Here is a 25,232-nt window from a genome sequence, read left to right as displayed (position 1 = left end):
TGGTCGACGTCATCTGGGCACTGCTGCGTGACGGCCGGGAGTTTCATCGCTCACCACTCACAGCCCAGATCACTTGACCTGATCATTGAAACTCCCGGATGATGCGGCCCAGTTCCTGTTGCGCTGCTTCGGCTTGCTCGGCTGTCACGTCCTCGTGCCCGAAGCGCGCTCGCTGGTAGAGGTTCCTGAGCACCGTCGCGTCGACGCCGAGCTTCTCGGTGAACTCGGTGGGCGTCTGGTGCGGCTCGCGCGGCTCGGCCTCCTCGAGCGCGAGCCAGGCGGCGATCACGGCGTCCCGCGGTGGCCGTTGCGGGTGGTTCGTGAACTCCTGCAACGCCTTCTCGACGCGCTGGATCGCCGGCACGGACGCACCGATTTCGAAGTCCTCGATCTCCACACCGCGCACGCCGCGGCGGCGGCGCCAGTGGGGCAGCCGAAGCGCGAGGACGAGTCCTACGAGTCCGAACAGGACCAGGCCGGTGAGGAGCAGCAGGTACACCGTGAACGGCGCGGCGATCAGCGCCGGCAGCTCCTGCGGGATCGGCACTTCCAGCGTCTGCTGGCCGTGCTGCGGCGGCGGCCGGTCCTCCAGGCGGTTGACGAGCGTGACCGGCGACGAACCGCTGGCCGCGACGACGACGATCAGCAACGCCGCCACCGCCACCCCGGCCCGCAACCACCTCATGCGGATCAGCCTTACACGGTTCGGCACCGTTCGGATGATCCTTTGGCCAACTCGCGCGGGTGTGGCCCTGACGCGTCACACCTCCGGCCGCTTCGGGTTGCGGTCGACCTCCGTGCTCGCGTCCCAGGCGCGCCTGAGCACCTCCTGCAGCATCTCCTGGGTGAGCTTTCCGGTAAAGGTGTTCTGCTGCGAAACGTGGTAGCAGCCGAAGATCCGCAGCCCGCCGATCTCGACCTCCACCCCGTGCCCGAACTTGGGACGCTCGGGCCCCAGCAACGGCAGGAAGGCCTGCCACCCGAACGCCCCGAGCACGACCACGGACCGCAGCGACTTCATCAGCCCGAGCTCCTCGCGCAGGAACGGCGAGCACCGATCCCGTTCCTCGGGCGTCGGTTTGTTCTGAGGCGGCGCGCAGCGCACCGGCGAGGCGATCCGGACGCCGTACAGCTCCAAGCCGTCGTCGATCGCCCACGCTTCGGGTTGTGAAGCCAGGCCGACCTCGTACAACGCGCGGTAGAGGAAGTCGCCGGACCTGTCGCCGGTGAACATCCGTCCCGTCCGGTTGGCGCCGTGCGCGGCGGGTGCGAGGCCCACGATGAGCAGCGAGGCGTCGATCGGGCCGAAGCTCGGGACCGGCTTGCCCCAGTAGGTCTGGTCGCGGAACGCGGCGCGTTTCACCGCGGCGACGGACTCGCGCCACGCGACCAGGCGGGGGCACGCTCGGCAGGCCGTAATTCGATCGTCGAGTTCCGTAGTGTTGCTCCTATGTCCGAGGAGAAGACCGAAGAGAAGCCCGAGTCTCCTGCTGATGACCTGGTCACCACCCAGCACAGCATCACCGTCAAGGGCCGCGAGCTGAACTACACCGCCACCGCCGGGCGTGTCGTGCTCAGGGAAGAAGTGCTCAAGGACGGCGTGTTCGAGGGCCACAAGCCCAAGGCAGAGGTGTTCCTGACCGCGTACACGCTCGACGGCGCGGACCCGTTGAAGAGGCCGGTGACGTTCGCGTTCAACGGCGGGCCCGGATCCGCGAGCCTCTGGCTGCACATGGGGCTCCTCGGGCCTCGCCGGGTGCTGAGCGGTGACGTCGGCAACCTGACCCCGCCGCCGTACGGCATCGCGGACAACGAGGAGTCGCTGCTCGCGGAGAGCGACCTCGTGTTCATCGACCCGGTGTCGACCGGCTTCTCCAGGGCCGCGCAGGGCGAGAAGCCCGGCAGTTACCACGGCTACCAGCCAGACATCGACTCCGTCGCCGAGATCATCCGGCTGTGGACGTCGCGCAACGGCAGGTGGATGTCGCCGAAGTTCATCTGCGGTGAGTCGTACGGCACGCTGCGCGCGGCGGGCCTCGCCGAGCACCTGCAGAAGAAGTACGGCATGTACCTCAACGGCCTCATGCTGATCTCCTCGGTGCTGGACTTCGCGACGCTCGAGTTCAACGAGGGCCACGACCTCGGCTACACGCTCTTCCTGCCCACCTACGCGGCCATCGCGCACTACCACGGCCTGCACGGCGACCGCCCGTTGAAGGAGGTCCTGGCCGAGGCGGAGGAGTTCGCGGTCCGCGACTACCCGTACGCCCTGGCACGCGGCAACAGGCTGAGCGACGTGGAACGCGCCGCGACGATCGAGAAGCTGGCGCGGCTCACGGGTCTGTCCGAGGAGTACGTGGACGCGGTCGACCTGCGCATCGAGCACATCCGGTTCTTCACCGAGCTGCTGCGCCGCGACCGCAGGACCGTCGGCCGCATCGACGGCCGCTTCACGGGCTGGGACAAGGACTACGGCCGCGAGGAGATCTCGGCGGACCCGTCCATCGACGCGATCCTCGGCCCGTACTCGGCGACCATGAACCACTACCTGCACGCCGAGCTCGGCTACTCCAACGACCTGCCGTACGAGATCCTCTCGCGCGCCATCGAACAGTGGTCGTACAAGGAGTTCGAGGGCCGCCACGTCACCACCGCGGGCAAGCTCTCGGCGGCGATGCGCGCGAACCCGCACCTGAAGGTCCACGTCGCGTTCGGCTGGTACGACGGCGCCACGCCGTACTTCGCGGCCGAGCACCTCCTCGCGCACCTGCAGATCCCGAAGGAGCTCACCGCGAACATCGAGTCGGCCTACTACCCGGCAGGCCACATGATGTACGTGCACGAGCCCAGCAGGATCCAGCAGTCCGAGGACCTCGCGGCCTTCGTGCGGAACTCGTCCAACACGTGATCCTCGACCTGTCCGACGACACCGTCCTGCACGAGCTGTGGACGGTGCAGCGGCTGGCCTATGCCGTCGAGGCCGAGATCATCGGCTTCGACGGCATCCCGCCGTTGCACGAGTCGCTGCAAGAACTCCGGTCGTGCGGTGAGACGTTCATCGGGCTGCACGACGAGGAAGGCCTTGCCGGCGCGGTGTCCTACCGGCTCGATGGGTCCACTGTGGACATCTGCCGGCTGGTCGTGCACCCGCGGGCGCACCGGCGGGGCATCGCCTCGCGACTGCTCGACGCGCTGCCCGGCGGCCCGCAGACCGTCAGCACGGGTACGAAGAACGAGCCGGCGCTGCGCCTGTACCGCAAGCGCGGGTTCGTGGAGGTCGGCGAACGCGAGGTGGCGCCCGGCGTGTCGCTCACGGACCTCACCAGGGCGCACGGTTGATCATCTTTCTCAACGGGACGTCCAGCTCCAGGCAAGTCACGCATCGCCTCGGAACTGCCGTGGGTGCTGGACACGCCGTTGGGTTCCACCGGGCGGTGGCCGGGATGGCGCAGGCGGTCAGGCCAGTTCCCGGGCCGGGCACCGGCGCGGCGGGCGTTCGACGAGCTGCGGTGGCGCTGAGACTGTCGGACCCTGCCTCTACGGTCGGATCATGACCCCAGAGATGTGGGACCGATTAGGCCCTTTCCGCGACGAGGCGACCGCGCGGGGCATCCCGGCGGAGGACGTCGAGCGCTGGCTCGCCACCGCGCGTCCCTGCGCGACGCTGACACCCGACGGCGACGGGCCGGTCGTGGGCCGGTTCGGCGGTCCGCTCCTGCTTCCGGCCGACGTCCCGGACCCGGCCCACCCCTACGTCGCCACCATCGACTTCGCGGCGCTTCCCGGCGGCATGACGGACCTGCCCCTGCCCTCCGACGGGCACCTGCTGCTCTTCGCCTTCCCCGAGATCGACTACACGGGCGTGGGCAGTGCGGTGTACGTCCCGGCCGGCTCGGCCGTGGTGGAGCGGGACAAGCTCGCCTGGGACGACGTGGGCTGGGAGGAGAACGAGCGGATGATGGAGGCGTTTCCGCAAGGGCCGGTGCGGGCGAGGGCCGATGTGTCGCTGCCCTTCCACAAGTACGTCGAACTGCCCGGTGAGCCGTGGGGCGATGCGTTTCCGGAGCACCCTCGTTCCGAGGAGCTCGTCGAGGTCTGGGAGGACACCCGCGACCAGATCGCTCCCGCGGGGTCGCTGCAGCTCGGCGGATACGCCGACGAGGTGGACATCGAGAACGACCCCGTCGCCTCCGCCGTGAAGTGCGCGGTGGAAGCCGGGTGGGGCGGATCGGGCGACGCCGCGGACTGGGTGCTCCTGGCCGACTGGCAGATGGGCGTGGACGACTACGAGTCCGCCACCGTCCACTGGGTGATCCAGCGCGACGACCTGGCCGCGCGCCGCTTCGACCGCGTGTTCGCCAGCTTCAACGAGAACCCCTGACACGAAGAAAGGGGCCGCACCCCAGCAGGTGCGGCCCCCGACGAACACGATCAGACGACCGCGCGCTCCTCGGCGAAGTGGCACGCCGCGGGGTGGCTCCCGCCCCGCGCCACGAGCTCCGGCACCTCGGTCGCGCAGATGTCCTGCGCCTTCCAGCACCGCGTGCGGAACCGGCAGCCCGACGGCGGGTCGATCGGTGACGGCACGTCGCCCGTCAGGCGGATGACGTCACGCCGGCCGCGCTGGGTCGGGTCCGGCACCGGCACGGCGGACAACAGCGCCTGCGTGTACGGGTGCATCGGGCGCTCGTAGATGTCGTCCTCGGTGCCGATCTCCACGATCTTGCCGAGGTACATCACCGCGACGCGGTTCGACAGGTGCCGCACCACCGACAGGTCGTGGGCGATGAACAGGTAGGACAGGCCCAACTCGGACTGCAGCTCGCCCAGCAGGTTCATCACCTGCGCCTGGATCGACACGTCCAGAGCGGACACCGGCTCGTCGCACACGATCACCTTGGGCTTCAACGCCAACGCACGCGCGATGCCGATGCGCTGGCGCTGACCGCCGGAGAACTGGTGCGGGTACCGGTTGATGTGCTCCGGGTTGAGACCCACGATCTCCAGGAGCTCCTGGACCTTCCGCTGGCGGTCGCCCTTCGGCGCCACCTCGGTGTGGATCTCGTACGGCTCGCCGACGATGTCGCCGACCGTCATGCGCGGGTTCAGCGACGTGTACGGGTCCTGCAGCACGATCTGGATGTCGCGGCGCAGCTTGCGCAGCTCCGCGCCCTTCATGCCGAAGATGTCGCGGCCCTCGAAGCGGGCGACGCCGGACGTCGGCGGCTCCAGGCGCATCAGCACCTGGGCCAGGGTCGACTTGCCGCAGCCGGACTCGCCCACGACGCCGAGGGTCTCGCCCTTGTTCAGGCTGAAAGACACCCCGTCGACGGCCTTGACGTGGCCCACGGTGCGCTTGAACAGCACGCCGACGCGGACCGGGAAGTGCTTGACGAGGTTCTCGACCTCGAGGATTGCCTCAGCCACGAGCGACAACCTCCTCCGCGATGTGGCACCGGCTGGTGCGGCCCATGCCGAGGTTGTGCACGGCAGGGACCTCGGAGACGCACCGGTCGAACGCGCGCGGGCAGCGCGGGTTGAACGGGCAGCCGGGTGGGATGTTGGTCAGCGACGGTGGCAGACCCTTGATCGTCTTGAGCTCCTGGCCCTTGAGGTCCAGGCGCGGCAACGACTCCAGCAACGACTCGGTGTACGGGTGGCCCGGCGCGCGGAACAGCTCGTACACGTCGGCGTGCTCGACGATGCGGCCCGCGTACATGACCGAGATCCGGTCCGCGACGTCGGCGACGACGCCGAGGTCGTGGGTGATCAGGATCATTCCCATTTCGCGTTCCTTCTGGATCTCCGCGAGCAGGTCCATGATCTGGGCCTGCACGGTGACGTCCAGCGCGGTGGTGGGTTCGTCCGCGATCAGCAGCTCCGGGTCGAGCGCCAGCGACATCGCGATCATCGCGCGCTGCCGCATACCGCCGGAGAACTGGTGCGGGTAGTCGGAAACCCGGCCCTTCGCGTTCGGGATCTTGACCTGGTCGAGCAGCTCGATCGCGCGCTTGCGGGCGTCCGCTTTGGACATTCCGCGGCGGACCTTGAGCTGCTCCTCGATCTGGAACCCGACGGTGAACACGGGGTTCAGCGCGGACAACGCGTCCTGGAAGATCATGGCGATGCCCTCGCCACGAACCTGACGCCGCTCCTCCGCCGACCTGGTCAGCAGGTCCTCACCGCGGAACTTGATGGAGCCCTTGGTGATGAACGCGGGCGGCATGTCCAGGATGCCCATGATCGTCTGCGCGGTCACGGACTTGCCGGAGCCGGATTCACCCAGCACCGCAAGGGTTTCGCCCGCCGAGACGTGGTACGAAACGCCGTTGAGCACCTTCGCGACACCGTCGCGGGTGCGGAATTCCACGTGGAGATCCTCGACCTCCAGCAATGGCTGAGTCACGAGATCTCCCTATCGGGACTTGGGGTCGAGTGCGTCACGCACGGCATCGCCGAGCATGACGAAGGCCAGCACGGTGACGGTCACGAAGCCCGCGGGGAACAGCAGCATGTGCGGTGCCGACTGGAAGTAGTCGCGGGACTCCGAGATCATCACGCCCCACGACACGACCGGCGGACGCAGGCCGATGCCGAGGAACGCGAGCGTCGCCTCGGCACCGATGAAGGCGCCCAGTGCGATCGTCGCGTAGACCATCACCGGCGCGATCGTGTTGGGCAGCAGGTGCCGGAACACGATCCGCATCGGGGAGGCGCCGAGACCGCGCGCGGCCTTGACGTAGTCCTGCTGCTTCGCGACCAGCGTCGCGGACCGCATGATGCGCATCGCGACCGGCCACGACAGCACCGCGATCGAGAGCACCACCTGCGTGACGATCCGGACAACGCCGGGGTTCTCCGTCGGCGCGTTGAGCGTGGTCAGGATGACGATCGCGCCGAGCACGAACGGGATGCCGGCGAAGATGTCGGCGAACCGGGACAGCAGGCTGTCGAGCCACGTCTTCGCGTAGCCCGCGACGATGCCGACGATCGAGCCGATCAGCACGGTCAGGACCGTGGCGAAGATGCCCACCAGCAGCGACGCGCGGGCGCCGTGCATCGCGCGGGCGTAGACGTCGTAGCCCTGCAGGTCGTAGCCGAACCACGCGTCACCCGACGGCGGCTGCAGCGACTTGTCGAGGTCGGCGTGGCGCGGGTCGACCGACGTGAACAGCGTCGGCCAGACCGCCATCAGCACGATGACCGCGATGATCACCAGCGACACGATGAACGTGGGCTTGCGACGCAGCTCACCCCACGCGTCGCTCCAGAGCGACCGCGGCTTGCGCTGCTTCTGCGACGAGTCGTCGACGTGGCTGAGCTGGTCGACACCGGCCGCCGCGGCCGCTTCGAGTCCGGAACCGCCGGACACGGATCCTGGGTCACTCATAGCGAATCCTCGGGTCGAGAACGGCGTACAGGAGGTCGACGAGCAGGCTCGCCAGCAGGTAGACCAGCACCAGCAGGGTCACGATGCCCGTGACCATGACGCCTTCCTTCTCCTGGATGCCGCGGAAGATCAGGCCACCGATGCCGTTGATGTTGAACACGCCCTCGGTGACGATGGCACCACCCATGAGGCTACCGAGGTCGGTGCCGAGGAAGGTGATCACCGGGATCAACGAGTTGCGCAGCAGGTGGATGCCGACGACGCGGGTCTGCGGCTGTCCCTTCGCGATGGCCGTGCGCACGTAGTCGGAGCGCCGGTTCTCGACGATGCTCGTGCGGGTCAGACGCGCCACGTAGGCCATGGAGAGGCTGCCGAGCACGAAGCCGGGCAGGATCAGCTCGCCGATCGTCGGATCGGAGCTCACCGAGGTGTCCATGAAGTCGAAGCCCTGCGGGCCGAGGTAGAGCCGCAGCACGAAACCGGTGACGAACACCGGCAGCGAGATCAGGAACAGGGTCGAGACCAGGACCAGGTTGTCCAGGAAGCCCTGCTTGCGCAGACCGGTGAGGATGCCGGCGGTGATGCCGATGATGGCCTCGATGACAAGGGCGATGATGCCCAGCTTGAGGGTGATCGGCCACGACGTGCCGATCTGCTCACCGACGGACACGCCGTTGAAGGTGGTGCCGAAGTCCCCGGTGAGCAGGTTGCCGAGGTACTTGAAGTACTGGATCAGCAACGGGTCGTTGAGGTTGAGCTTCTGGCTCATCTCGGCGATGTACGCCGGGTCGCACGGCCGCTGGCCGCACTTGCCCGAGAAGGGGTCCTGGGGGATCGCCCAGACCAGGGCGTAGATCAGAAAAGTGGTCCCGAGGAAGACCGGTATCAGCTGCAGCAGACGGCGCAGCACATAGCGACCCATGAGGTCGGCTCCTTGCGTGGTGGGGGGCGCCCGATCCTGAAAACCGCTCCGGCCCCACGCCCGTGAACGCTCGACGGACGCAGGGCCGGACGGTCAATCAGAACTCAGGTTGTGCGGCTGTCAGGCCTTGACACGGAACGACTCGAGCACGGCCTGGCGCTTGAACGACATCTTGGCAGCGGTCAGGTTCTTCGAACGACCGCCGATGCCCTTCTCGTTCCAGGTCGGCATGGACGGCAGGTCCTTGGCGATGAGGTCCTCGGCCTGCTGGTAGAGCTTGATCGCCTCGTCCTCGTTCGCGGTCTCGTCCGCCTTCTTCAGCAGCTTGTCGACCTCGGGGTTCGAGTAGTCCGAGTCGTTGGACGACCCACCCGTGCGGTACAGCGGGTTGAGGAAGTTCTCGATCGACGGGTAGTCGGCCGACCAGTCCGAACGGCTCATGCCGGTCAGCTGCTTGCCGTCGACGATCTGCCGGAACGCACCGAAGTTGGTGGCGCCGACGAACTCGCACTCGATGCCCAGGGCCTGCTTGATGCTGTTGCACGCGGCCTCGAGCGGCTCCTTGCGGCCACCGTCCTGGTTGGACTGGATGGTGAGCTTGCCGGTGAAGCCGGACTCCTTCAGCAGCTCCTTGGCCTTCTCCGGGTTGTACTTGCAGTACTCACCGCAGGTGTCGGGGCGGTAGCCCTTGATGCCGGGCGAGACGAAGCTGGTGGACGGCACGTACGAGCCGGCCAGCACGGTCTTGGTGATCTGCTCCCGGTTGATGGCCATCGAGACGGCCTGGCGCAGCTTCAGGTTCTTGAACGCCGGGATGTACTGGGGGAACGCGATCGCGCTCTGGCCCAGCAGGTTCGCGGTCACGACCTGCTCGCCCAGGTCGGCCTTGTACTTCTCGCCGACCTTGGCCGACGGGGGCAGGGCCTCCATGAAGTCCAGCTTGCCCGCGACCAGGTCCTGGTACGCGGTCTCCTGGGAGGAGTAGATCTTGTAGTCCAGGGTCTTGAAGTGGACCTTGTCCTCGCCCTTGTAGTCGTCGAAGCGCTCCATCTTGATCAGCGCGTTCGGCGTGCGGGAGACGAACTTGAGCGGGCCGTTGCCGATCGGCTTGGCCTCGGCCGCCTTCGGGTCAGCGAAGAACGAGTCGGCCATCGGCGAGAACGGCGTGTAGCCGATCATCGTGGTGAAGACCGAGGTCGGGCCGTTCAGGGTGACCTTGAACTCGTAGTCGCTGACGACCTCGAGGCCGGACATCTTGTCCTTGGCCGGCTTGGCCTTCTCGTCCTCCGGGTGGACGTCCGAGAAGCCCTCGATCACGGAGAAGAACGAGGCAGCCTGCTGGGCGTTCGGCGCGTACGCGGCCCAGTTCCAGGCGTCGACGAAGTTCTTCGCCTTCACCTCGGTGCCGTCGTGGAACTTCCAGCCCTGCTTGATCTTGATGTTGTAGACCTTGGCGTCGGTCGTCTTGATCGACTCGGCCATCAAGTTGTAGGGCGCGCCGTCTTCCGCCTTGTAGCCGACCAGACGCGAGAACAGGGAGTCGGTGACCTTGCCACCGCCCGCCTCGGTCGTGTTGGCCGGGAACAGCGTGCTCTTGGGCTCGGTGCCGTAGATGGACACCGTGCCGTCCGGGTTCTCCTTGCCACCGGCAGTGGAACCACCACCACCGCCGCCGCATGCGCTAAGCGTCATGGCCAGCGCGACTGGCAGAGCCACCCACGCAACCCGTGATCGCGACATCAGTCTCTCCCGCCTTTCCCCGGCGTCGCCGCAGTTATTGCGTGCGCACGCCTCCCCGGGAGGTCTCGTCCACCTCCCAAAACGTGAGAGGACGTTAACCGGGGTGTCCAGGAGTACGCGCATCGAAAGCGGTCACAAACTCGTCACGATCACCTCAAGTCGACCTTAATTCGGCCCTAGACCAGGGCAAACGCGATGCCGTCGAGGATGTCGTGCTCGCTGCACACGAGCGTGCGAATACCCGCGCGATTCGAGAGCTCCTCGGCAATCGCACGTAGAACGATGGCTCCACCGCAGATCACGTCCACCCGCCCCGGATGCATGGGGCCGAGCGAGGCGCGCTCATCATGAGTCATCGACAGGATACGGTCGGTGATTTCTCGTACATTGTCAAGTGTGATCCTGCTGAGGTGAATAACGTCGCTGTTGTACACCTCCAGCCCTTGGACCAGGGCTGACAACGTTGTGACGGTCCCGGCGACCCCAATCCACGTCTTCGCCTTCTCGACAGGCACGACTTCGAACGCTTCTTTGACGGCCGCGCGCGCAAACGCATCCGCTTCCGCGATTTCGCTCTTACCGGGCGGATCGGAGTGGATGAACCGCTCGGTCAGTCGCACGCATCCGATGTCCATCGACCGCGCGGCCTCGACCTCCAGCCCGCCGCCGAGGACGAACTCGGTCGAACCTCCACCCAAATCGGTGACGAGGAAGGGTCCCTCGTCCGGGTCAAGATCGGCCACCGCACCGAGGTAGGAGAGCCTCGCCTCCTCGTCCCCGGTGATCACCTCCGCCGGCGCGCCGAGGATCTCCTCGGTCATGCCGAAGAACTCGTCGCGGTTGCTCGCGTCACGCGTGGCGCTCGTGGCGACCATGCGGGCCACTTCGACGCCCTTGCGCTGCATCGTGCGCGCGTAGTCGAGGAGCGCTTGTTTCGTCCGTTCGATCGCGTCGGGGTGCAGCCGCCCGGTCGCGTCCACGCCCTGCCCGAGCCGGACGATCTTCATCTCGCGGTGCACGTCCCGCAGCCACGCGGTGCCGTCGTCGCGCTTCGTCACGTCCGCGACGAGCAGTCGGATCGAGTTGGTCCCGCAGTCGATCGCCGCAACCCGCGACATGATCACCCCTACTTCAGCGTCCGATACTCCTCGGCAAGCATGGCGTACACGTAGAGGTCGCCCCACTCCCCCTTCAAGATCCCGAAGTCCCTGAAGTGGGCTTCCCGGCGCATGCCCAGGCGTTCCATCAGCCGCCACGACGGCTCGTTGCGCGGGTCACACTGGGCGATGATCCGGTGCAGGCCGAGTCGTTCGAAGCCGAGCTTCAGCATCGCGCCGGCGGCCTCGGTGGCAAGGCCCTTGCCCTGGAACTCGGGGTTGAAGCCGTAGCCGATCTCGCCCTGGCGGTCGGTCTCGCTCAGCCACTTGAGGACGACGTCCCCGACGACCCTGCGCGCCCGCGGCCAGTAGACGGCGAGCGCCAGCCGTTGTCCCTCCTCGGTCAGCTCGTCCTCGGTCATGCGCCTGGCGAGCAGCTCCTGGCACGCCGCCCGGTCGGGGACCTCGGTGAAGAGGTAGCGCTGGACGTCCGGGCGGACGCGGTAGTCGAAGAAGTCGTCCAGGTCGCGCTCTTCGAAGGGACGGAGAAGGAGGCGGTCGGTCTTCAGCGGGTAGTCGGGACGCACGCACACACTCCGATTCCTCGCCTTCGCCGAGATACGTGGCCATCACGCCCAGCACCAGGTTCTCCAGTTCCTCGTCGCCCTCGGCGAACGACGCCAGGAAGTCGCCGACGAGGTAGATCACGCGTGCTCGTCGATGCCGAGGAAGAACCTGCCGCGGTCGAGCTCACCGAGCGCGCGACGCGCCGCACAGCGGTGTCGACCGTCCTGCCGGGGTACCGGCCCGCGCTTCGGAGCGCTTTTGGCGTGAATCGCGCGGTCACGGCGCTTTCACGAGGTGAAGGAACGCCGTCCACGCCTGCTCCGACACGGGAAGGTGGGTGGCGGGAGCCTTGCTGTCGCGGATGCCGATGCCGTGGCCGACCTCGACGCAATCGCTCGCTTCAGGGCTGTAGCTGCTCTTACGCCACGCGGACATACGGCACGCCTCCTCAGGCAAGCATGGTGGTGATCAGCCTCCTCGATTCTTCCGCATCCAAGGCATCCCGATCCAACGACTTCAGCACTTCGGCGTAGCTCGCGAGCGATCCCTTGTCCTCAAGGAAGAGTCCGGAGTTCTGGCTCTCGATGAAGACGACCGGCTCGTACTTCTCATAACTGAGCTGCGTGAACGAGCCCGACATTCCTGCGTGCGCGCCGATCGCGATCGGAACGATCCGGAAGGTGATGTAGCGGCGCATCAACATCAGCTGGATATGGTTCAGCTGCGACCGCATCACGTCCGGACCACCGACAGGCAACCGAAGCGCCTGCTCGTGCACGAAGAAGACGAACTCACGGCCAGGCGCCAGAATCGACTGCCGATCCAGCTTCGTCCGGATCAACGCATCGATGTCCGCGGGCTTGATCTTGGCCGACTTCTCGCTGGCCGCGCGGATGTATCCGGCGATCTGCAGGTGGCCTGGCACGAGGTTCATCGACCACACGGTGATTTTGCTGGCGAGGCGTTCCTGACTGATCAGCGAGTGCACCTGGTCTGGTACTCCGTCCTCCGGGAACAGCAGCCAGCCCTTCTCCCGCGACTCGCGGAACAAGGCGACCAGCCGCTCGACTTCGGCAGCGGGCGTGCGGCAGTACGACAGCAGCCGCACGAGATCCAGCTCGGTGACGCCGCCCTTGCCCTGCACCAGATCGGAGACCTTGGCTTCCTGCCAGTCCAACAGCTCGGCCAGCGCCCGCTGGGTCAGACCGCTTTGCTCGATGGCGTTCCGGACTCCGTTGCCGAACTCCCGGCCCACCACGCTTGAGTTGCGCTTCGGCATGGAAAGGAAGCTAGGAGACGAAAGCCCTTTGGCTCCAACGTTTCTGCTCGAATCGCCCCGAACGAAGTACGACTTGGAAACGTTCCAACGCGACACGCCGGACTAGCTCGGCGTACTCGTTACCAGGCTGCTGCTCGGCGTGGAGCTGCTCGACGCCGGCTTCGCCGAGCTGGTGGTGCCGGCCGTGGACGACGACTTCTCGGTCGACGAGGTGGACGACGACTGCGAGGTGCCGGACGACGTCTGCTGCGGCGGTGTGGACGGGTCGGTCTGCGGCGGGTTCGACGGCCCGGACGAGGGCGGCGTCGACGGGGGCGTCGAAGGCGGGCAGGACGTCGACGGGGTCGACGACGAAGGCGCGGTGGACGACGAAGGCGGCGTCGACGAGGTCGAGGTCGGCGTCGGGCAGTTCGGCGTCGAGGACGGCGGGGTCGAGGACGGCGGCGTGGAGGACGCGGGCGGGTTCGACGTGCCCGAGTTGTCCGGGGGCCTCGTGGCGGGCTCGGTGCCGGGGAGGGTCGGCTTCGGGTTCTGCACGTTGTTGCCGTTGTCCGGCAGCGTGGGCAGGGTGTCGACGTTCTCGCTGTACTGCTTGGCCCACTTGAGGACCGTCTCCACGTACGTCGTGGAGTTGTTGTAGCGGAAGACGGCCGCGGCGCGGTCGCGCTGCTTGGTCATGTCGCCGCCGCCCGCGCAGAGGTAGCGGCCGGCGCCTAGGGCGGCGTCGTAGACGTTGTTCGGGTTGACGTTGCCGTCGTCGTTGCCGTCGGCGCCGTAGCTCGCCCAGGTGCCGGGGATGAACTGCATCGGGCCCACCGCGCGGTCCCAGGCGCTGTCGCCGTCGAGGCGGCCGGCGTCGGTGTCGCGGATGGCCGCCACGCCGGGGGCGCCGTTCAGGACGGGGCCGAGGATCTTCGGGTTGGCGTCGCCGACGGCGTTCACGCGGCCGTTGTTGGCGTGGTTGGACTCGACCTTGCCGATGCCCGCGAGCAGCGCCCAGTCGAGCTTGCAGCCTGGGACGAGATCGCCCATCTTGTCCGCGGCGCGGAAGTAGGCCTCCAGCACGACGCCGGGGATGCCGTAGTCGCCGGGGAAGTCGTCGATCACGCCGGGGTCGTTGTCGACGGGGTCGTCGAGCTTGCCGTCCTCGAGGTCGGCGAGCAGGGCCGCGCTCAGCTCCTCGGAGAGCGGCAGGCGGCCGGACGCGCCGAGGTCGGCCGAGGCGTAGCGCAGGGCTCCGTAGACGTCGGCCGGGCCGAGCGCGACAGCGAGGTCGTTGTGCTTCGACAGGTTGACCCAGTCGACGAGCTTCGTGCCGACGATCAAGGCGGGAGCGAGCATCGCAGCCAGCGCGGCAACGGCGAAACCCCTTTTCCTGGGGGTCAACGCCACCGGACCGCGCAGTTTGGCCATTGCCACGAATACTCACCTCTCGTGCGTCATCGCGGCGCGCCGTCCGGAAGTTACGGCGAGCGCCCCCTCGCTGACCCGTTCCACCCTGCCCGAACTCCAGGCCCAGGTGTACCCAAGACGGAGTGAAGCCTACGTTCGGTTCCTTTGACTGTTAACCGACGCAGTCACCAGTTGGCCAGAGCTCCTGCTCCTTCAAGATTGCCAAAGCCTCGTCCCCCATGGGATTGACCCCAGGGCCCTTCGCGAGGGCATGAGCGACGTGCACGTGAAGGCACTTGACCCTGCCCGGCATGCCGCCCGCGGTGACTTGAGTGCCCAGCGACTCGATGGCGTCGCGCTCCGCGAGGTACGACTCGTGCGCGCGCAGGTAGGCCGCCGCGAGCTCCTCGTCGGTCTCCAGGCGCTCGGTCTGCTCCTTCATCAACCCGCCGCTCTCCAGCGTGCTGACAAGGGAGTTCAGCTTCGGGCAGGTCAGGTAGTAGAGCGTCGGGAACGGCGTCCCGTCGGGCAGCCGCGGGGCCGTCTGGACGACGTTCGGGTGCCCGCTGGGGCACCGCGAGGCGATCGCACGTGTCCCGCGCGGCGTGCGGCCGAGCTGCTTGGCGACCATTTCCAGGTCAGCAGCACTTACTTGTGCGTCACCGATTCCCACAGTTCCTCGTACCAAGCCCTTTGTGCCGCGGGCTTGCCCGACGGCCTCTCCGATTCCGTGTTGCGGTTCTCGTCGCCCGGCAGCTGCACGATGTAGGGCGTCTCGCCCGGCCGCACCCAGTGCAGCCGTTTTCGTGCCTCGATCTCCACGTACGCCGGGTCGTTCAACTGCGCCTTGCGCTGCTCCAGCGCCGCGACCTGCTCGCGCAGCTTCTGCTGAGCGGCACCCACGTCGCGCAACTCGTCACGCTGCGAGAGATAGGTGCGCAGCGGAACCGCGATGCTCAACGCCAGCGCGCACAGCACCATCGCGAACATCGCGGCCCGCCGCGTACCGGTCATGCCGAACGCGCCACCCGTGCCGTCACTGCGCCGCGAAGGCGCCTTGGGACGCGGTGGCTTTCGAGCGCGCGCGGGCCGCGCCTCCCGCTCTTCGCGGGGGCGGCGGGGACGACGCGCGCGCTCGGCCATGCCCGAAGCCTCTCAGCTCTCCGGCGTGTAGCGCGGGAACGCCAGCTCACCGGCGTAGCGCGCCGCCTCACCGAGCGACTCCTCGATGCGCAGCAGCTGGTTGTACTTCGCGGTGCGCTCACCACGGGCCGGGGCACCGGTCTTGATCTGGCCGGCACCGGTCGCGACGGCGAGGTCGGCGATGGTCGTGTCCTCGGTCTCGCCGGAACGGTGCGACATCATCGACTTGTAGCCGTAGGAGGTGGCCAGCGAGACCGCGTCCAGCGTCTCGGAGAGCGTGCCGATCTGGTTGACCTTCACCAGCAGCGCGTTGGCGGCGCGGCGGGAGATGCCCTCCTCCAGGCGCTCCGGGTTGGTGACGAACAGGTCGTCGCCGACGATCTGGACCTTCTCGCCCAGCTCGGCGGTCATCTGCACCCAGCCGTCCCAGTCGTCCTCGGACAGCGGGTCCTCGATCGACACCAGCGGGTAGTCGCGCACCAGCTCGGAGTAGTAGCCGATCATCTGCTCGGCGGAGCGCTTCGACTTCTCGAAGGTGTAGGCACCGTCGTCGAAGAACTCGGTGGCGGCCACGTCGAGCGCGAGCGCGACGTCGCGGCCGGCCCGGTAGCCTGCCTTCTCGATGGCCTCGAGGATCAGGTCGAGCGCGTCGCGGTTGCTGGACAGGGACGGCGCGAAGCCACCCTCGTCGCCCAGGCCGGTCGCGAGGCCCTTGCTCTTCAGCACGGACTTGAGCGCGTGGTAGACCTCCGCGCCCCAGCGCAGACCCTCGCGGAACGTCTCCGCGCCGATCGGCGCGATCATGAACTCCTGGATGTCCACGTCGGTGTCGGCGTGCGCGCCACCGTTGAGGATGTTCAGCATCGGAACCGGCAGCACGTGCGCGTTCGGACCACCGACGTACCGGAACAGCTCCAGCCCGCTGCTCGTCGCCGCCGCCTTCGCCACCGCGAGGCTGACGCCGAGGATCGCGTTGGCACCCAGGCGGGACTTGTCCGGCGTGCCGTCCAGGTCGACGAGCTTCTGGTCCACCACGCGCTGCTCGACGGCCTCGATGCCGACCAGCTCGGGCCCGATCTCGTCGAGCACGGCGGTGACCGCACGCTCGACGCCCTTGCCCAGGTACCGCTTGGCGTCGCCGTCCCGCAGCTCCACCGCCTCGTGCTCACCGGTCGACGCGCCCGACGGAACGGCCGCGCGCTCCAGCGTGCCGTCGTCCAGTGCCACCTCGACCTCGACGGTGGGGTTGCCGCGCGAGTCCAGGATCTCGCGTGCTCCGACCTGCTCGATGACCGCCACTTGCGCTCCCTGTTTCTCCTGCGTCTCGTCTCGCGACGAGCCTACTTGGGCCAGGTGACCGGCTGGGGCTCGACACCTGAGGATCACAGCGGGGCCGCCGGCGCCGGTCGTCTGAATCGTGCCAGACGGCTTCGGCGCACCACATACCCGATCGGTCAGCGTCACGGTCACGTACTCCAGCGTTCCTTCGACCGGCCGCATAGCCGCCCTCAATGCGTGCGGAGCGGCAGGTGCTTCACGCCGTTCTGGAAGTTGGACCGCAGGCGGCTGGCCTCACCGTCGAGCCGAAGCATGCCCGGCAGGTCCAGGACAGCGTCGAAAATCGCGCGCATCTGGGTCCTCGCCAGCTGCGCACCGAGACAGAAGTGCGGCCCGTGCCCGAAGCTCAGATGATCAGCCTCGCGCCTGCCGACGTCGAACTTCATCGGTTCTGTGAAGACGAGCTCATCCCGGTTGGCGGACGAGAACCAGACGACGACCTTGTCCCCTGCCTTGATCGGCTGCCCGGAAAGTTCGGTGTCCTGAACGGCCGTGCGCCGGAAGTGCATCACCGGCGTCCACCACCGCAGCATCTCCTCGACGGCGGTCGGCAGCAGCGAGCGGTCGTTCCGCAACCGCTCGTACTGGTCGGGATGGTCGAGCAGCGCGATCATGCCGCCGGGAATGCCGTTGCGCAGGGTCTCGTTGCCCGCCACCGAGAACAACCAGAAGAGGTTCTCGAACTCCTCGATCGAGATGTCCTCCTGCATGAGGTTGCTCAGCACGTCGTCGCCAGGGTGCGCGCGCTTGTACGAACCCAACGCGTGCGCATACGCGTAGAGGTCGGGCATGCCGTCCCGAGCGCGTGGATCGCGGCCGTCGTCAGGCCGAAGTTGGAGCGCCTCCAAGGCCATGTCGGTCATGCCTGCCGTCGAACTGGACGACAGCGCGTACTCCGCGTCCTGGAAACCGATCACGCGGTTGCTCCAGTCGTAGAGCAACGCGCGGTCCTGCCGCGGCACCCCGAAGACATCGGCCAACGTCAGCAACGGCAGGTCTGCGACGTCGGCGGCGAAGTCGCCGGACAGGTTGGCGACGATCTCGCGGGCGTTCGCGCGGATCCCCTCTTCCAGCCGAGCTACCGCGCGGGGCGTGAAAGCCCTGGTCAGCATGCGGCGCAACCGGGTGTGCTCAGGCGGGTCCTGGTTGAGCATCATGCGTCGGACGTACTTGAGGTCGTCTGGCGCGGGGTCGCGGATCTGCGTGGCGCCGCGGTGGGACGAGAACACGCCGGGCGAACGCAACACGGTCCGGACGTCCTCGTACCGGAAGACCGCCCAGAATGATCCGGCACAGAGGTCGTCGATGCGCACGACGTTCTTTTCGCGCAGCCGGGTGAGTGCGTCGTGCGGGACACCCGAGGTATACGTGTCCGGGTCGACGATCAGCTCGGCATCGGCTACATGTCCTTCTGGCCGCATAGAACGGGATTCTGACGTGCTTCATGTCGAACGTGGTGGAAACGGGCCGCTGCTCGTGTTGCTGCACGGCCTCGGCGCGACCGGCGAGGTGTGGAAGGACGTCGTCGACGGCTGGCCCGGCAGCTGGCTCGTGCCGGATCTGCCTGGTCACGGCCGGTCGGCCCCGATCGAGCGCTACTCGTTCGGCTCGTTCGCGGCCGCCGTCGCCGAGGTCATCCCGCGCGAGACGGTCACGATCGTCGGGCACTCGCTGGGTGGCGTCGTCGGGCTGGCGCTGGCGAGCGGGTGGTTCGGCGTCGACGTGACCAGGTGCATCGGTGTGGGCATCAAGGTCCAGTGGACCGACGAGGAGCTCGCGAAGACCGCGGCGCTCGCCGCGAAACCGGGCAAGGTCTTCGCCACCAAGGAAGAAGCCGTCGAGCGGGCGTCGAAGATGGCGGGCGTGCCGCTGGAGCACGGCGTGTCCGAAGTGGACGGCGGCTGGACTCCGAGCCTGGACATGAAGGCCTTCGGCGTCGGCAGGCCTGACATGCCCGGCCTGATCATGGCGTCGCAGGCGCAGATCGTGCTGGCAGCGGGAGAGAACGACCCGATGAGCCCTCAGGAGCACCTGAAGGAGCTGGTGCCCGAGCCGGTGGTGTTCCCAGGCGCGGGCCACAACGTGCACGTCGAGTCGCCCTCGTCCCTCTCCCCGCTGCTGGCTCAGGTCGCGACGTAACCACCGTCGGCGTGGAGCACCGCGCCGGTGACGTAGCTGGACTTGTCGGAGGCGAGGAACAGCACGGCCTCCGCGATCTCCTCCGGCTCGCCGGCGCGGCCGAGCGGTGTGCTGTTGCTGAACCCGTCGAACATCTCGCCCACCGAGGTGACGGCCATCTCCGTGCGGATCGGGCCGGGTGCGACGGAGTTGACGCGGATGCCTGCCGCGCCGAACTCCACCGCCCACGAACGGGTCAGCGCGTCCATCGCGGCCTTGGAGGCGTTGTAGACGGAGCCAACCGGGGTGCCGACGACCGCGGCGATCGACGAGACGTTGACGATCGAGCCCTTGCCCTTGGCCACCATCGCCGGGGCGAGGGCCGCGGTGAGGAAGTAGGTGCCGCGCACGTTGACGTCGAACACCCGCTCGTAGTCCTCGAGCGACTGCTCAGGCGTCGTCGAGAACGGGAAGATGCCCGCGTTGTTCACGAGCACGTCCACGTCGCCGACCTCCGCGGCGAGCCTGCGGACGTCGTCGATGCTCGCGATGTCCGAGACGATGAAGTGGCCCGTTCCGCCGGCCTTCTCGATGAGCTCGACGGTCTCCTTGCCGAGCTCGGCGCGACGGCCGGTGAAGTAGACCGTCGCGCCTTCCTCGGCGAGCTTCACCGCGATCGCGCGGCCGATTCCCGACGTGGCACCGGTGACGAGCGCCTTCTTGTTCTCCAAAGTTCGCATGCCTACGAATCTGGCCCCGCCAGATCATTTCGGCATAAATTCCAGATATATGCCCAGTTCAGGTCGCGATGGCACCGCCGTCCGCGGTCACGATCGACCCGGTGAGGAAGCTCGACCGGGGCGAGGCCAGGAACAGCACGGCCTCCGCGATCTCCTCCGGCTCGGCCGCGCGGCCGAGCGGGGTCGGCGCCACGATGCGCTCGATGGCGTCGCCGAGATTCTCCTCGACCTTCTCCGTGCGGGTGAGGCCGGGCGCGACGGAGTTGACCCGGATGCCGTTGCCACCGAACTCGACGGCCCAGCTCAGCGTCAACGAGTCCAGCGCGGCCTTCGACGCGCCGTAGACAGACATGATCGGCGTGCCCGTCCGCGCGGTCACGGACGAGATGTTGATGATGCTGCCGCCGCCCTTCGCGATCATCTTCGGCAGCAGCGCGGCGGTGAGCAAGTACGGCCCGCGCACGTTGACGTTGAAGACCTGCTCGTAGGTCTCGACGTCCTGCTCGAGCGTCGGCCCGAACGGGAAGATGCCCGCGTTGTTGACCAGCACGTCGACCTCGCCGACCTCGTCGGCGAGCCTGCGTACGTCGTCGAGGTCGCCGAGGTCCGCGACGATGTGCTGCGTGCCGCCGACCGCGCGCCGCCCCGTGGTGATGACGGTCGCGCCCGCCTCGGTCAGTTTCCGAGCCACCGCACGGCCGATGCCGGAGGTAGCGCCGGTGACGAGTGCTCGTTGTCCCTGCAGTTCCATGGCCATGACGGTTCCGCCGACCCGTCGTCAGACCGTAAACGCGGAGTGAATCAGCTGGTCAGCACCGGTGAGCGGATGCCGAAGTAGATGCGCACGAACTGCGGCAGCCGATAGCGGCCGAGCACGAGCGGTTCGATCAGGTGAACGTCCGCGAGCGACTCCAGCACCATCTCGATCGCACCGGGTTCGGCCCCCGACATCTCCGCGGCCTCGTGGATGTCGATCACGTCGGTGTCCCGCCGGGCGAAGCACGCGAGCACGTGGCGTTCGTCGTCGGACAGGTCCTGCTCCGCCCTGATCAACGGGGCGAGCGTCGCGGCGCAGTCGACGGGGACCGCGTTGCCGAGCCTGGTCTCCCGCTCCATCTGCTCCAGCAGCATCCCGATCGTCCAGTGCTGCCGCGCGCGGAGCTTGCCGCCGATCACGCGGATGGGGTTCGGCAGCCGCGAAACACGCCCGAGCAGCACCTCGGCGTTCTCGGGTTCCGCGTCGAACCGCTCCGCCCCGAGGACCTTGCGGAAGAACTCCCGCGCCGCCTGCTCGGTCAGCCCGGCGATCTTCACCCACGTCACCCCCGGCAGCTCGTTCAACTGCCGGACGCTCGTGAGGACCAGCGCCGAACCGGGCGTGACGAGATCCTTGACCGACGCCGCGTCCCGCACGTCGTCGATGACGATCAGGAACCGCTTGCCGCGCGCCTTCTCCCGCCAGAGCGCGGCCTTGTCGCCGCTGGGGTTCTCGACGCCGACCGCGCGCAGCAGTTCGTTGGCGACGTCCTGGGAGCGCACGAAGATCTGGCCGTCCGGAAACCGCTTCTTCGCCAGGTGCCCGATCCTCGTGGCCAGCGCGGTCTTGCCGCTGCCGCGCATCCCGGTGATGCCCACCGTGCCGGGCAGCACGTCGAGAATCCGCGCGATCTCGGCGTCACGGCCGGTGAAGTCGGCGAGGTCCGGCGGCAGCTGCTCGGGCCGGTGAGGCAGGCGGAGGTCGCCCTTGAGGATCTGCGCGTGCACCTTGCGCAGCTCGGGCCCCGGTTCGATGCCGAGCTCCTCGTTCAGCAGAGCGCGCGCCTGATGGAAGTGGTCCAACGCCTCCGCCTGCCTGCCCTCCCGGAAGAGCGCGTACATCAACAGCGCCCGAGGCCGCTCGCGAAGTGGATACGCCGCAACGTGTTTCTGCAACTCCAGGACGTTCAGCTCCCGTTCCAGCCAGTCCTCGCGAGCCTTGAGCCGGTACTCGCCGAGCCGCACCCGATGCGCGTCGAAGTACGAACCTTGGAGCCCCTCCAAGGGCTCGCCGCGGCAGTCGTCGACGATCTCGGCCCTGACCGTGTACCCGCCGTCCTTGGACTTGAGGTCCAGCTCCGGCAGGGCCTTGCGAATCTTGTACATGTAAGTCCTGAGCGCCATGACCGCACTCGGCGTCGGGTCGTCCCAGACCATGCCGATCAGCTGCTCGTTGCTCAGCCGGATGCCGTTGTTCAGCAGCAACGCCGCCAGCACCGCGCGTTGCTGGCGCGGCCCCAGTTCGATCTCCTCGTCGTCTCGCCAGGCTCGTACCGGACCCATCAGTGAGAAGCGCAGGCTCATGCAACAGCACAACGCCCGCGAGCATTCCCCGCTTCCCGCGATGAAGAGCCCCTTCATCCACTCCAGGTGCAGGGTCCCGGCAAAGTCGGCAGGTGACCGCCGGGCCTGCACTGATGGCGTTTGCAAGTACCACCAACTCAAGATCAACCTGCGTCTTTCTACTACCAACCGGCCCGCGGGGCGCCGTACGGCCGCGCCAGCGACCAAGCCGATTCGCAGGACATCGAACCAGTTGGGTGCAGTCAGCGGCGATTTGATCAAGAGTTGGTGGTACTTGCAGGCGCCCTGCCAGGCAGGACGACTTTGCCGGAGCCCTGGACCTGTGGTGGATGAAGGTTCCGTTCATCCACCACAGGGCTGCGCATGCGTTGACACAGGAGGCGGCCGACCTCGTCCGCGAAGCAACGGGCGCCTCGGTGCAGAAGTACGAATTCGCCTCGACCCCGCCGGACTCGAGTGGCGGTCGCAGCTGGCACACCAGACCCGTGAACTTCCCGAGCCGCAACGATGCCTGGACGCGGTCCGAACTGCGTACGGCGAGGTTCTCGGCTGGTAGGCCCGTCGCGTCACGGCTGCGTCGGCAACGGCCGTGGCTCGATCACCTGCTTCATCACGATCGTCGACGTCAGCCCGCGCACCCCAGGCAGCTTCGCCAACGTCTCCTCGTACAACCGCTGGTACGACGCCAGATCAGCGGTGACCACCCGCAGCAGGTAGTCGGGGCTGCCGAACAACCGCTGCGCCTCCACCACGTTCGGCACCTCGGCCAGCGCGCGGTCGAAGTCGGCCATCGTGTCCAGCCTCAGCTTGGCGAAGACCAGCGCCTCGAACCCGAACCCGAGTGCGGCGGCGTCCACGACAGCGCGGTAGCCGCGGATCACGCCCGCCCGTTCCAGGTCGCGCAACCGGCGCTGGCAGCGGGAGATGCTCAGCTGCACCCGGTCGGCCAGCTCGGTGATGGTCAGCCGGCCGTCCGCCTGCACCTCGGCAAGAATTTTGCGGTCCAGAGCGTCCATGCCTGGATTCTCGCGCTCCGACGGCCTCCGAGCAGCAAAGAAGGCAAACACTTTCTCCGCCGACTCTCCTAGCTTTGCGGGTATGAACCCGTTACGTCAGCTCACCCTGGATCAGCTGAGGCGACGCACGAGCATGAAGTGGCGGTACTACCCCGAGGACGTGCTGCCGGTGTGGGTCGCCGAGATGGACGTCCCGCTCGCCGAACCGGTCGCGCGGGCCATCACCGACGCGGTGGCGATCGGCGACACCGGCTACCCCAGCGGAACGGCCTACGCGGAGGCGCTCGCCGAGTTCGCCACCAAGCGCTGGGACTGGACACCGGCGGTGGAACGCACCGCGATCGTGCCGGACGTGATGCTCGGCGTCGTCGAGATGTTCCGCCTGGTCTCACACCGGGACGCGCCCGTCGTGGTCAACTGCCCGGTGTATCCGCCCTTCTACCAGTTCATCGAGTCGCTGGGGCGGACCGTCGTCGAGGCGCCGCTCAGCGAGACCTGGCGGATCGACTTCGAGGCGTTGCGACAGGCGTTCACGAGGGCCGGTGAGGGCGCGGTCTACCTGCTGTGCAGCCCGCACAACCCGACCGGCACCGTGCACACCGAGGCTGAGCTCGCGGAAGTCGCAGCACTCGCACGCCAGCACGGTGTGCGGGTGGTGGCCGACGAGATCCACGCGCCGCTCACGACCGCGGAGTTCGTGCCGTACCTGAGCGTTGCGGACGACGGGCTGTCGTTGATGTCGGCCTCGAAGGCCTGGAACCTCGCCGGGCTCAAGGCCGCGCTGGCGATCGCCGGGCCCGCGGCCGCCGACGATCTCGCGCGACTGCCGGAGGAGGTGAGCCACGGGCCCAGCCATGTCGGCATCCTCGCCCACACCGCGGCGTACCGGGACTGCGGCGACTGGCTGGACGCGTTGCTCAACGGGCTCGACGAGAACCGGCGGCTGCTCGCGGATCTGCTGGCCGAGCACCTCCCGGCTGTTCGGTACGCGCCTGCTCAGGGCACCTACCTCGCCTGGCTGGACTGCCGTGAACTGGGTCTCGGCGACGATCCCGGCAAGGTCTTCCTACAGCGGGGCAGGGTCGCGCTCAACTCCGGGATTCCGTTCGGCACCGGCGGCGAGGGGTTCGTGCGGATGAACCTCGCCACCTCGCCGGAGATCATCACCGAGGCGGTCCGCAGGATGGCGTCGGTGCTGTAGAGCGGAACGAGACCTCGTGCCGCGCGGCACCGGCTGGTAGTGCTGGTGCCGTGCGGATCAAACCCGGCTTCGCGGCGGGCACTGTGCTGGTGTGGGCCTCCGGTTATCCGGTCGGCGCGCTCGCCGTGGCCGTGGCTCCGCCGTTCCTGATGACGACCATCCGCTTCGCCCTCGCGGCAACGCTCATGGCTCTCGTGGCGCTGGTGACGAGCGCAAACTGGCCTCGTGGCCGGGCGCTCGCGCACACGTGCGTGGCTGGGTTGCTGGTGCAGGCGTGCCAGTTCTCCGGCGTCTACCTCGGGCTGCGGCTGGGGGTGCCGGCGTCGGTCACGGCGTTGGTGATCTCGTGCACGCCGGTGCTCACGGCCGTCGTGGCTGCTTACGTCTTCCGTGTCCGAATTGGACTGAAGCAGGTCGCGGGCCTGGGGCTCGGGGTCGCCGCCGTGCTGGCCGCGTTGTGGGACCGGCTGGGATCGTTCGGATCCGGCGCGGTGTTCACCGTGCTGGGCATGCTGGGGTTCGTCGCGGGTGGCGTCTACCAGCAGAAGTTCTGCCGGGACACGGACTTCCGCAGCGGCAACGCCGTGCAGCACGCCGTGTCGGTGCCCGTGGTCGGGCTGCTGGCGCTGACCGAGAGCGCCGGGGTCACGGACTGGCGGCAGTTCTGGCTGACCGTCACGTTCCTGGTGCTGGTGAACTCGATGGGCGGGGCGTCACTGTTCCTGGTCGGCGTGCGCAACGGGGGTGCGGCGGCGATGACGACGCTGTCCTCTGTGGTGCCATCGGTCACGGCGTTGATCGCCTGGCCGTTGCTGGGGCAGGTACCGACGGCCGGGGTGATGGCCGGGCTGGTGCTCGGGTTCGGGGCCTGCTGGCTCGGGACGGCCACCCCAAAGAGTTCTGTCGCCCGGACGGCAGTCGAAGAACGCACGATCGGTGGGTAACGTTG

26 protein-coding genes are annotated in these 25,232 nt (G+C 67.8%); 6 read left to right on the top strand and 20 right to left on the bottom strand.

Annotated features, from left to right (window positions below; genetic code table 11):
* Positions 1 to 82: 82 nt before the first annotated feature.
* The gene (locus tag JOD27_RS11020; protein ID WP_204761986.1) at positions 83 to 685 is read right to left on the bottom strand and encodes a DUF4129 domain-containing protein; all 603 of its coding nucleotides are present in this window, start codon (positions 683 to 685) and stop codon (positions 83 to 85) included.
* A gap of 75 nt (positions 686 to 760) precedes the next feature.
* Positions 761 to 1,420 (bottom strand): uracil-DNA glycosylase, encoded by a 660-nt coding sequence (locus tag JOD27_RS11015; RefSeq protein ID WP_372441682.1) that lies wholly within the window; start codon positions 1,418 to 1,420, stop codon positions 761 to 763.
* 30 nt (positions 1,421 to 1,450) lie between these two features.
* Between JOD27_RS11015 and JOD27_RS11010 the strand changes: the two genes are divergently transcribed.
* The 3 genes from JOD27_RS11010 (at position 1,451) to JOD27_RS11000 (ending at position 4,381) form a co-directional block, all read left to right on the top strand.
* Complete coding sequence (locus JOD27_RS11010; RefSeq protein ID WP_204761985.1) at positions 1,451 to 2,908, top strand: S10 family peptidase; 1,458 nt, start codon at positions 1,451 to 1,453, stop codon at positions 2,906 to 2,908.
* Positions 2,905 to 3,339: a GNAT family N-acetyltransferase gene (locus tag JOD27_RS11005; protein ID WP_204761984.1), complete on the top strand. Its 435-nt coding sequence runs from the start codon at positions 2,905 to 2,907 to the stop codon at positions 3,337 to 3,339. Before JOD27_RS11010 ends, JOD27_RS11005 begins: the two co-directional genes overlap by 4 nt.
* A gap of 211 nt (positions 3,340 to 3,550) precedes the next feature.
* On the top strand, positions 3,551 to 4,381 hold the full coding sequence (locus JOD27_RS11000) for a DUF1963 domain-containing protein (RefSeq protein WP_204761983.1): 831 nt from the start codon (positions 3,551 to 3,553) through the stop codon (positions 4,379 to 4,381).
* Between the two features lie 50 nt (positions 4,382 to 4,431).
* Here JOD27_RS11000 and JOD27_RS10995 read toward each other — a convergent pair whose 3' ends face one another.
* From JOD27_RS10995 to JOD27_RS10930, 14 genes are all read right to left on the bottom strand, one after another.
* Positions 4,432 to 5,427, bottom strand: a complete 996-nt coding sequence (locus tag JOD27_RS10995; RefSeq protein WP_204761982.1) for an ABC transporter ATP-binding protein — start codon at positions 5,425 to 5,427, stop codon at positions 4,432 to 4,434.
* Entirely contained in the window at positions 5,420 to 6,406 is a 987-nt protein-coding gene (locus tag JOD27_RS10990; RefSeq protein ID WP_204761981.1) for an ABC transporter ATP-binding protein, read from the bottom strand. The genes JOD27_RS10995 and JOD27_RS10990 overlap by 8 nt, the downstream gene beginning before the upstream one ends.
* Positions 6,407 to 6,415: 9 nt before the next feature.
* A complete protein-coding gene (locus JOD27_RS10985) occupies positions 6,416 to 7,390 on the bottom strand; it encodes an ABC transporter permease (RefSeq protein ID WP_204761980.1) in 975 nt (324 codons plus the stop codon).
* Positions 7,383 to 8,312, bottom strand: a complete 930-nt coding sequence (locus JOD27_RS10980; protein ID WP_204761979.1) for an ABC transporter permease — start codon at positions 8,310 to 8,312, stop codon at positions 7,383 to 7,385. Before JOD27_RS10980 ends, JOD27_RS10985 begins: the two co-directional genes overlap by 8 nt.
* A 120-nt stretch (positions 8,313 to 8,432) precedes the next feature.
* The gene (locus tag JOD27_RS10975; RefSeq protein WP_239566688.1) at positions 8,433 to 10,004 is read right to left on the bottom strand and encodes a peptide ABC transporter substrate-binding protein; all 1,572 of its coding nucleotides are present in this window, start codon (positions 10,002 to 10,004) and stop codon (positions 8,433 to 8,435) included.
* 224 nt (positions 10,005 to 10,228) lie between these two features.
* Positions 10,229 to 11,170 carry a Ppx/GppA phosphatase family protein gene (locus JOD27_RS10970; RefSeq protein ID WP_204761977.1) on the bottom strand — a complete coding sequence of 314 codons (942 nt, stop codon included), beginning with the start codon at positions 11,168 to 11,170 and terminating at the stop codon, positions 10,229 to 10,231.
* 8 nt (positions 11,171 to 11,178) lie between these two features.
* Entirely contained in the window at positions 11,179 to 11,736 is a 558-nt protein-coding gene (locus JOD27_RS10965; RefSeq protein ID WP_204761976.1) for a GNAT family N-acetyltransferase, read from the bottom strand.
* A 256-nt stretch (positions 11,737 to 11,992) separates the two neighbouring features.
* Positions 11,993 to 12,151 carry a DUF397 domain-containing protein gene (locus JOD27_RS10960; RefSeq protein WP_204761975.1) on the bottom strand — a complete coding sequence of 53 codons (159 nt, stop codon included), beginning with the start codon at positions 12,149 to 12,151 and terminating at the stop codon, positions 11,993 to 11,995.
* A 13-nt stretch (positions 12,152 to 12,164) separates the two neighbouring features.
* A complete protein-coding gene (locus JOD27_RS10955) occupies positions 12,165 to 12,995 on the bottom strand; it encodes a helix-turn-helix domain-containing protein (protein WP_204761974.1) in 831 nt (276 codons plus the stop codon).
* Between the two features lie 102 nt (positions 12,996 to 13,097).
* The gene (locus JOD27_RS10950; protein WP_239566941.1) at positions 13,098 to 14,408 is read right to left on the bottom strand and encodes a lytic transglycosylase domain-containing protein; all 1,311 of its coding nucleotides are present in this window, start codon (positions 14,406 to 14,408) and stop codon (positions 13,098 to 13,100) included.
* Between the two features lie 151 nt (positions 14,409 to 14,559).
* The gene (locus JOD27_RS10945) at positions 14,560 to 15,018 is read right to left on the bottom strand and encodes a DUF501 domain-containing protein (protein WP_204761972.1); all 459 of its coding nucleotides are present in this window, start codon (positions 15,016 to 15,018) and stop codon (positions 14,560 to 14,562) included.
* A gap of 17 nt (positions 15,019 to 15,035) precedes the next feature.
* Positions 15,036 to 15,530 (bottom strand): FtsB family cell division protein, encoded by a 495-nt coding sequence (locus JOD27_RS10940; RefSeq protein WP_239566687.1) that lies wholly within the window; start codon positions 15,528 to 15,530, stop codon positions 15,036 to 15,038.
* A 12-nt stretch (positions 15,531 to 15,542) separates the two neighbouring features.
* Complete coding sequence (gene eno, locus JOD27_RS10935; RefSeq protein WP_204761971.1) at positions 15,543 to 16,829, bottom strand: phosphopyruvate hydratase; 1,287 nt, start codon at positions 16,827 to 16,829, stop codon at positions 15,543 to 15,545.
* 209 nt (positions 16,830 to 17,038) lie between these two features.
* The gene (locus JOD27_RS10930) at positions 17,039 to 18,289 is read right to left on the bottom strand and encodes a cytochrome P450 (protein WP_204761970.1); all 1,251 of its coding nucleotides are present in this window, start codon (positions 18,287 to 18,289) and stop codon (positions 17,039 to 17,041) included.
* A gap of 16 nt (positions 18,290 to 18,305) precedes the next feature.
* Between JOD27_RS10930 and JOD27_RS10925 the strand changes: the two genes are divergently transcribed.
* Complete coding sequence (locus tag JOD27_RS10925) at positions 18,306 to 19,007, top strand: alpha/beta fold hydrolase (protein WP_307830061.1); 702 nt, start codon at positions 18,306 to 18,308, stop codon at positions 19,005 to 19,007.
* Here JOD27_RS10925 and JOD27_RS10920 read toward each other — a convergent pair.
* The 4 genes from JOD27_RS10920 to JOD27_RS10905 all read right to left on the bottom strand — a co-directional run bounded on the left by JOD27_RS10920 (position 18,992) and on the right by JOD27_RS10905 (position 23,082).
* The gene (locus JOD27_RS10920; RefSeq protein ID WP_204761968.1) at positions 18,992 to 19,726 is read right to left on the bottom strand and encodes an SDR family NAD(P)-dependent oxidoreductase; all 735 of its coding nucleotides are present in this window, start codon (positions 19,724 to 19,726) and stop codon (positions 18,992 to 18,994) included. The two genes, JOD27_RS10925 and JOD27_RS10920, sit on opposite strands and share 16 nt — an antisense overlap.
* Before the next feature lie 58 nt (positions 19,727 to 19,784).
* Positions 19,785 to 20,477 (bottom strand): SDR family NAD(P)-dependent oxidoreductase, encoded by a 693-nt coding sequence (locus JOD27_RS10915; RefSeq protein WP_204761967.1) that lies wholly within the window; start codon positions 20,475 to 20,477, stop codon positions 19,785 to 19,787.
* A 50-nt stretch (positions 20,478 to 20,527) separates the two neighbouring features.
* Entirely contained in the window at positions 20,528 to 22,066 is a 1,539-nt protein-coding gene (locus JOD27_RS10910) for an AfsR/SARP family transcriptional regulator (RefSeq protein ID WP_204761966.1), read from the bottom strand.
* A gap of 566 nt (positions 22,067 to 22,632) precedes the next feature.
* Positions 22,633 to 23,082 (bottom strand): Lrp/AsnC family transcriptional regulator, encoded by a 450-nt coding sequence (locus JOD27_RS10905; protein ID WP_204761965.1) that lies wholly within the window; start codon positions 23,080 to 23,082, stop codon positions 22,633 to 22,635.
* Between the two features lie 82 nt (positions 23,083 to 23,164).
* On the opposite strand from JOD27_RS10905, the gene JOD27_RS10900 reads away from it, so the two are divergent.
* Both JOD27_RS10900 and JOD27_RS46525 read left to right on the top strand, forming a co-directional pair.
* Positions 23,165 to 24,283, top strand: coding sequence for a MalY/PatB family protein (locus tag JOD27_RS10900; RefSeq protein ID WP_204761964.1), 1,119 nt, complete (start codon positions 23,165 to 23,167; stop codon positions 24,281 to 24,283).
* Positions 24,284 to 24,333: 50 nt separating this feature from the next.
* Positions 24,334 to 25,227, top strand: coding sequence for a DMT family transporter (locus tag JOD27_RS46525; RefSeq protein ID WP_204761963.1), 894 nt, complete (start codon positions 24,334 to 24,336; stop codon positions 25,225 to 25,227).
* Positions 25,228 to 25,232 lie beyond the last annotated feature (5 nt).

This window comes from Lentzea nigeriaca (genome assembly GCF_016907955.1).
Lineage (GTDB): Bacteria > Actinomycetota > Actinomycetes > Mycobacteriales > Pseudonocardiaceae > Lentzea > Lentzea nigeriaca.
Note: the sequence above shows the minus strand (reverse complement) of the source record. Positions and strands in the feature narration are given on the sequence as shown.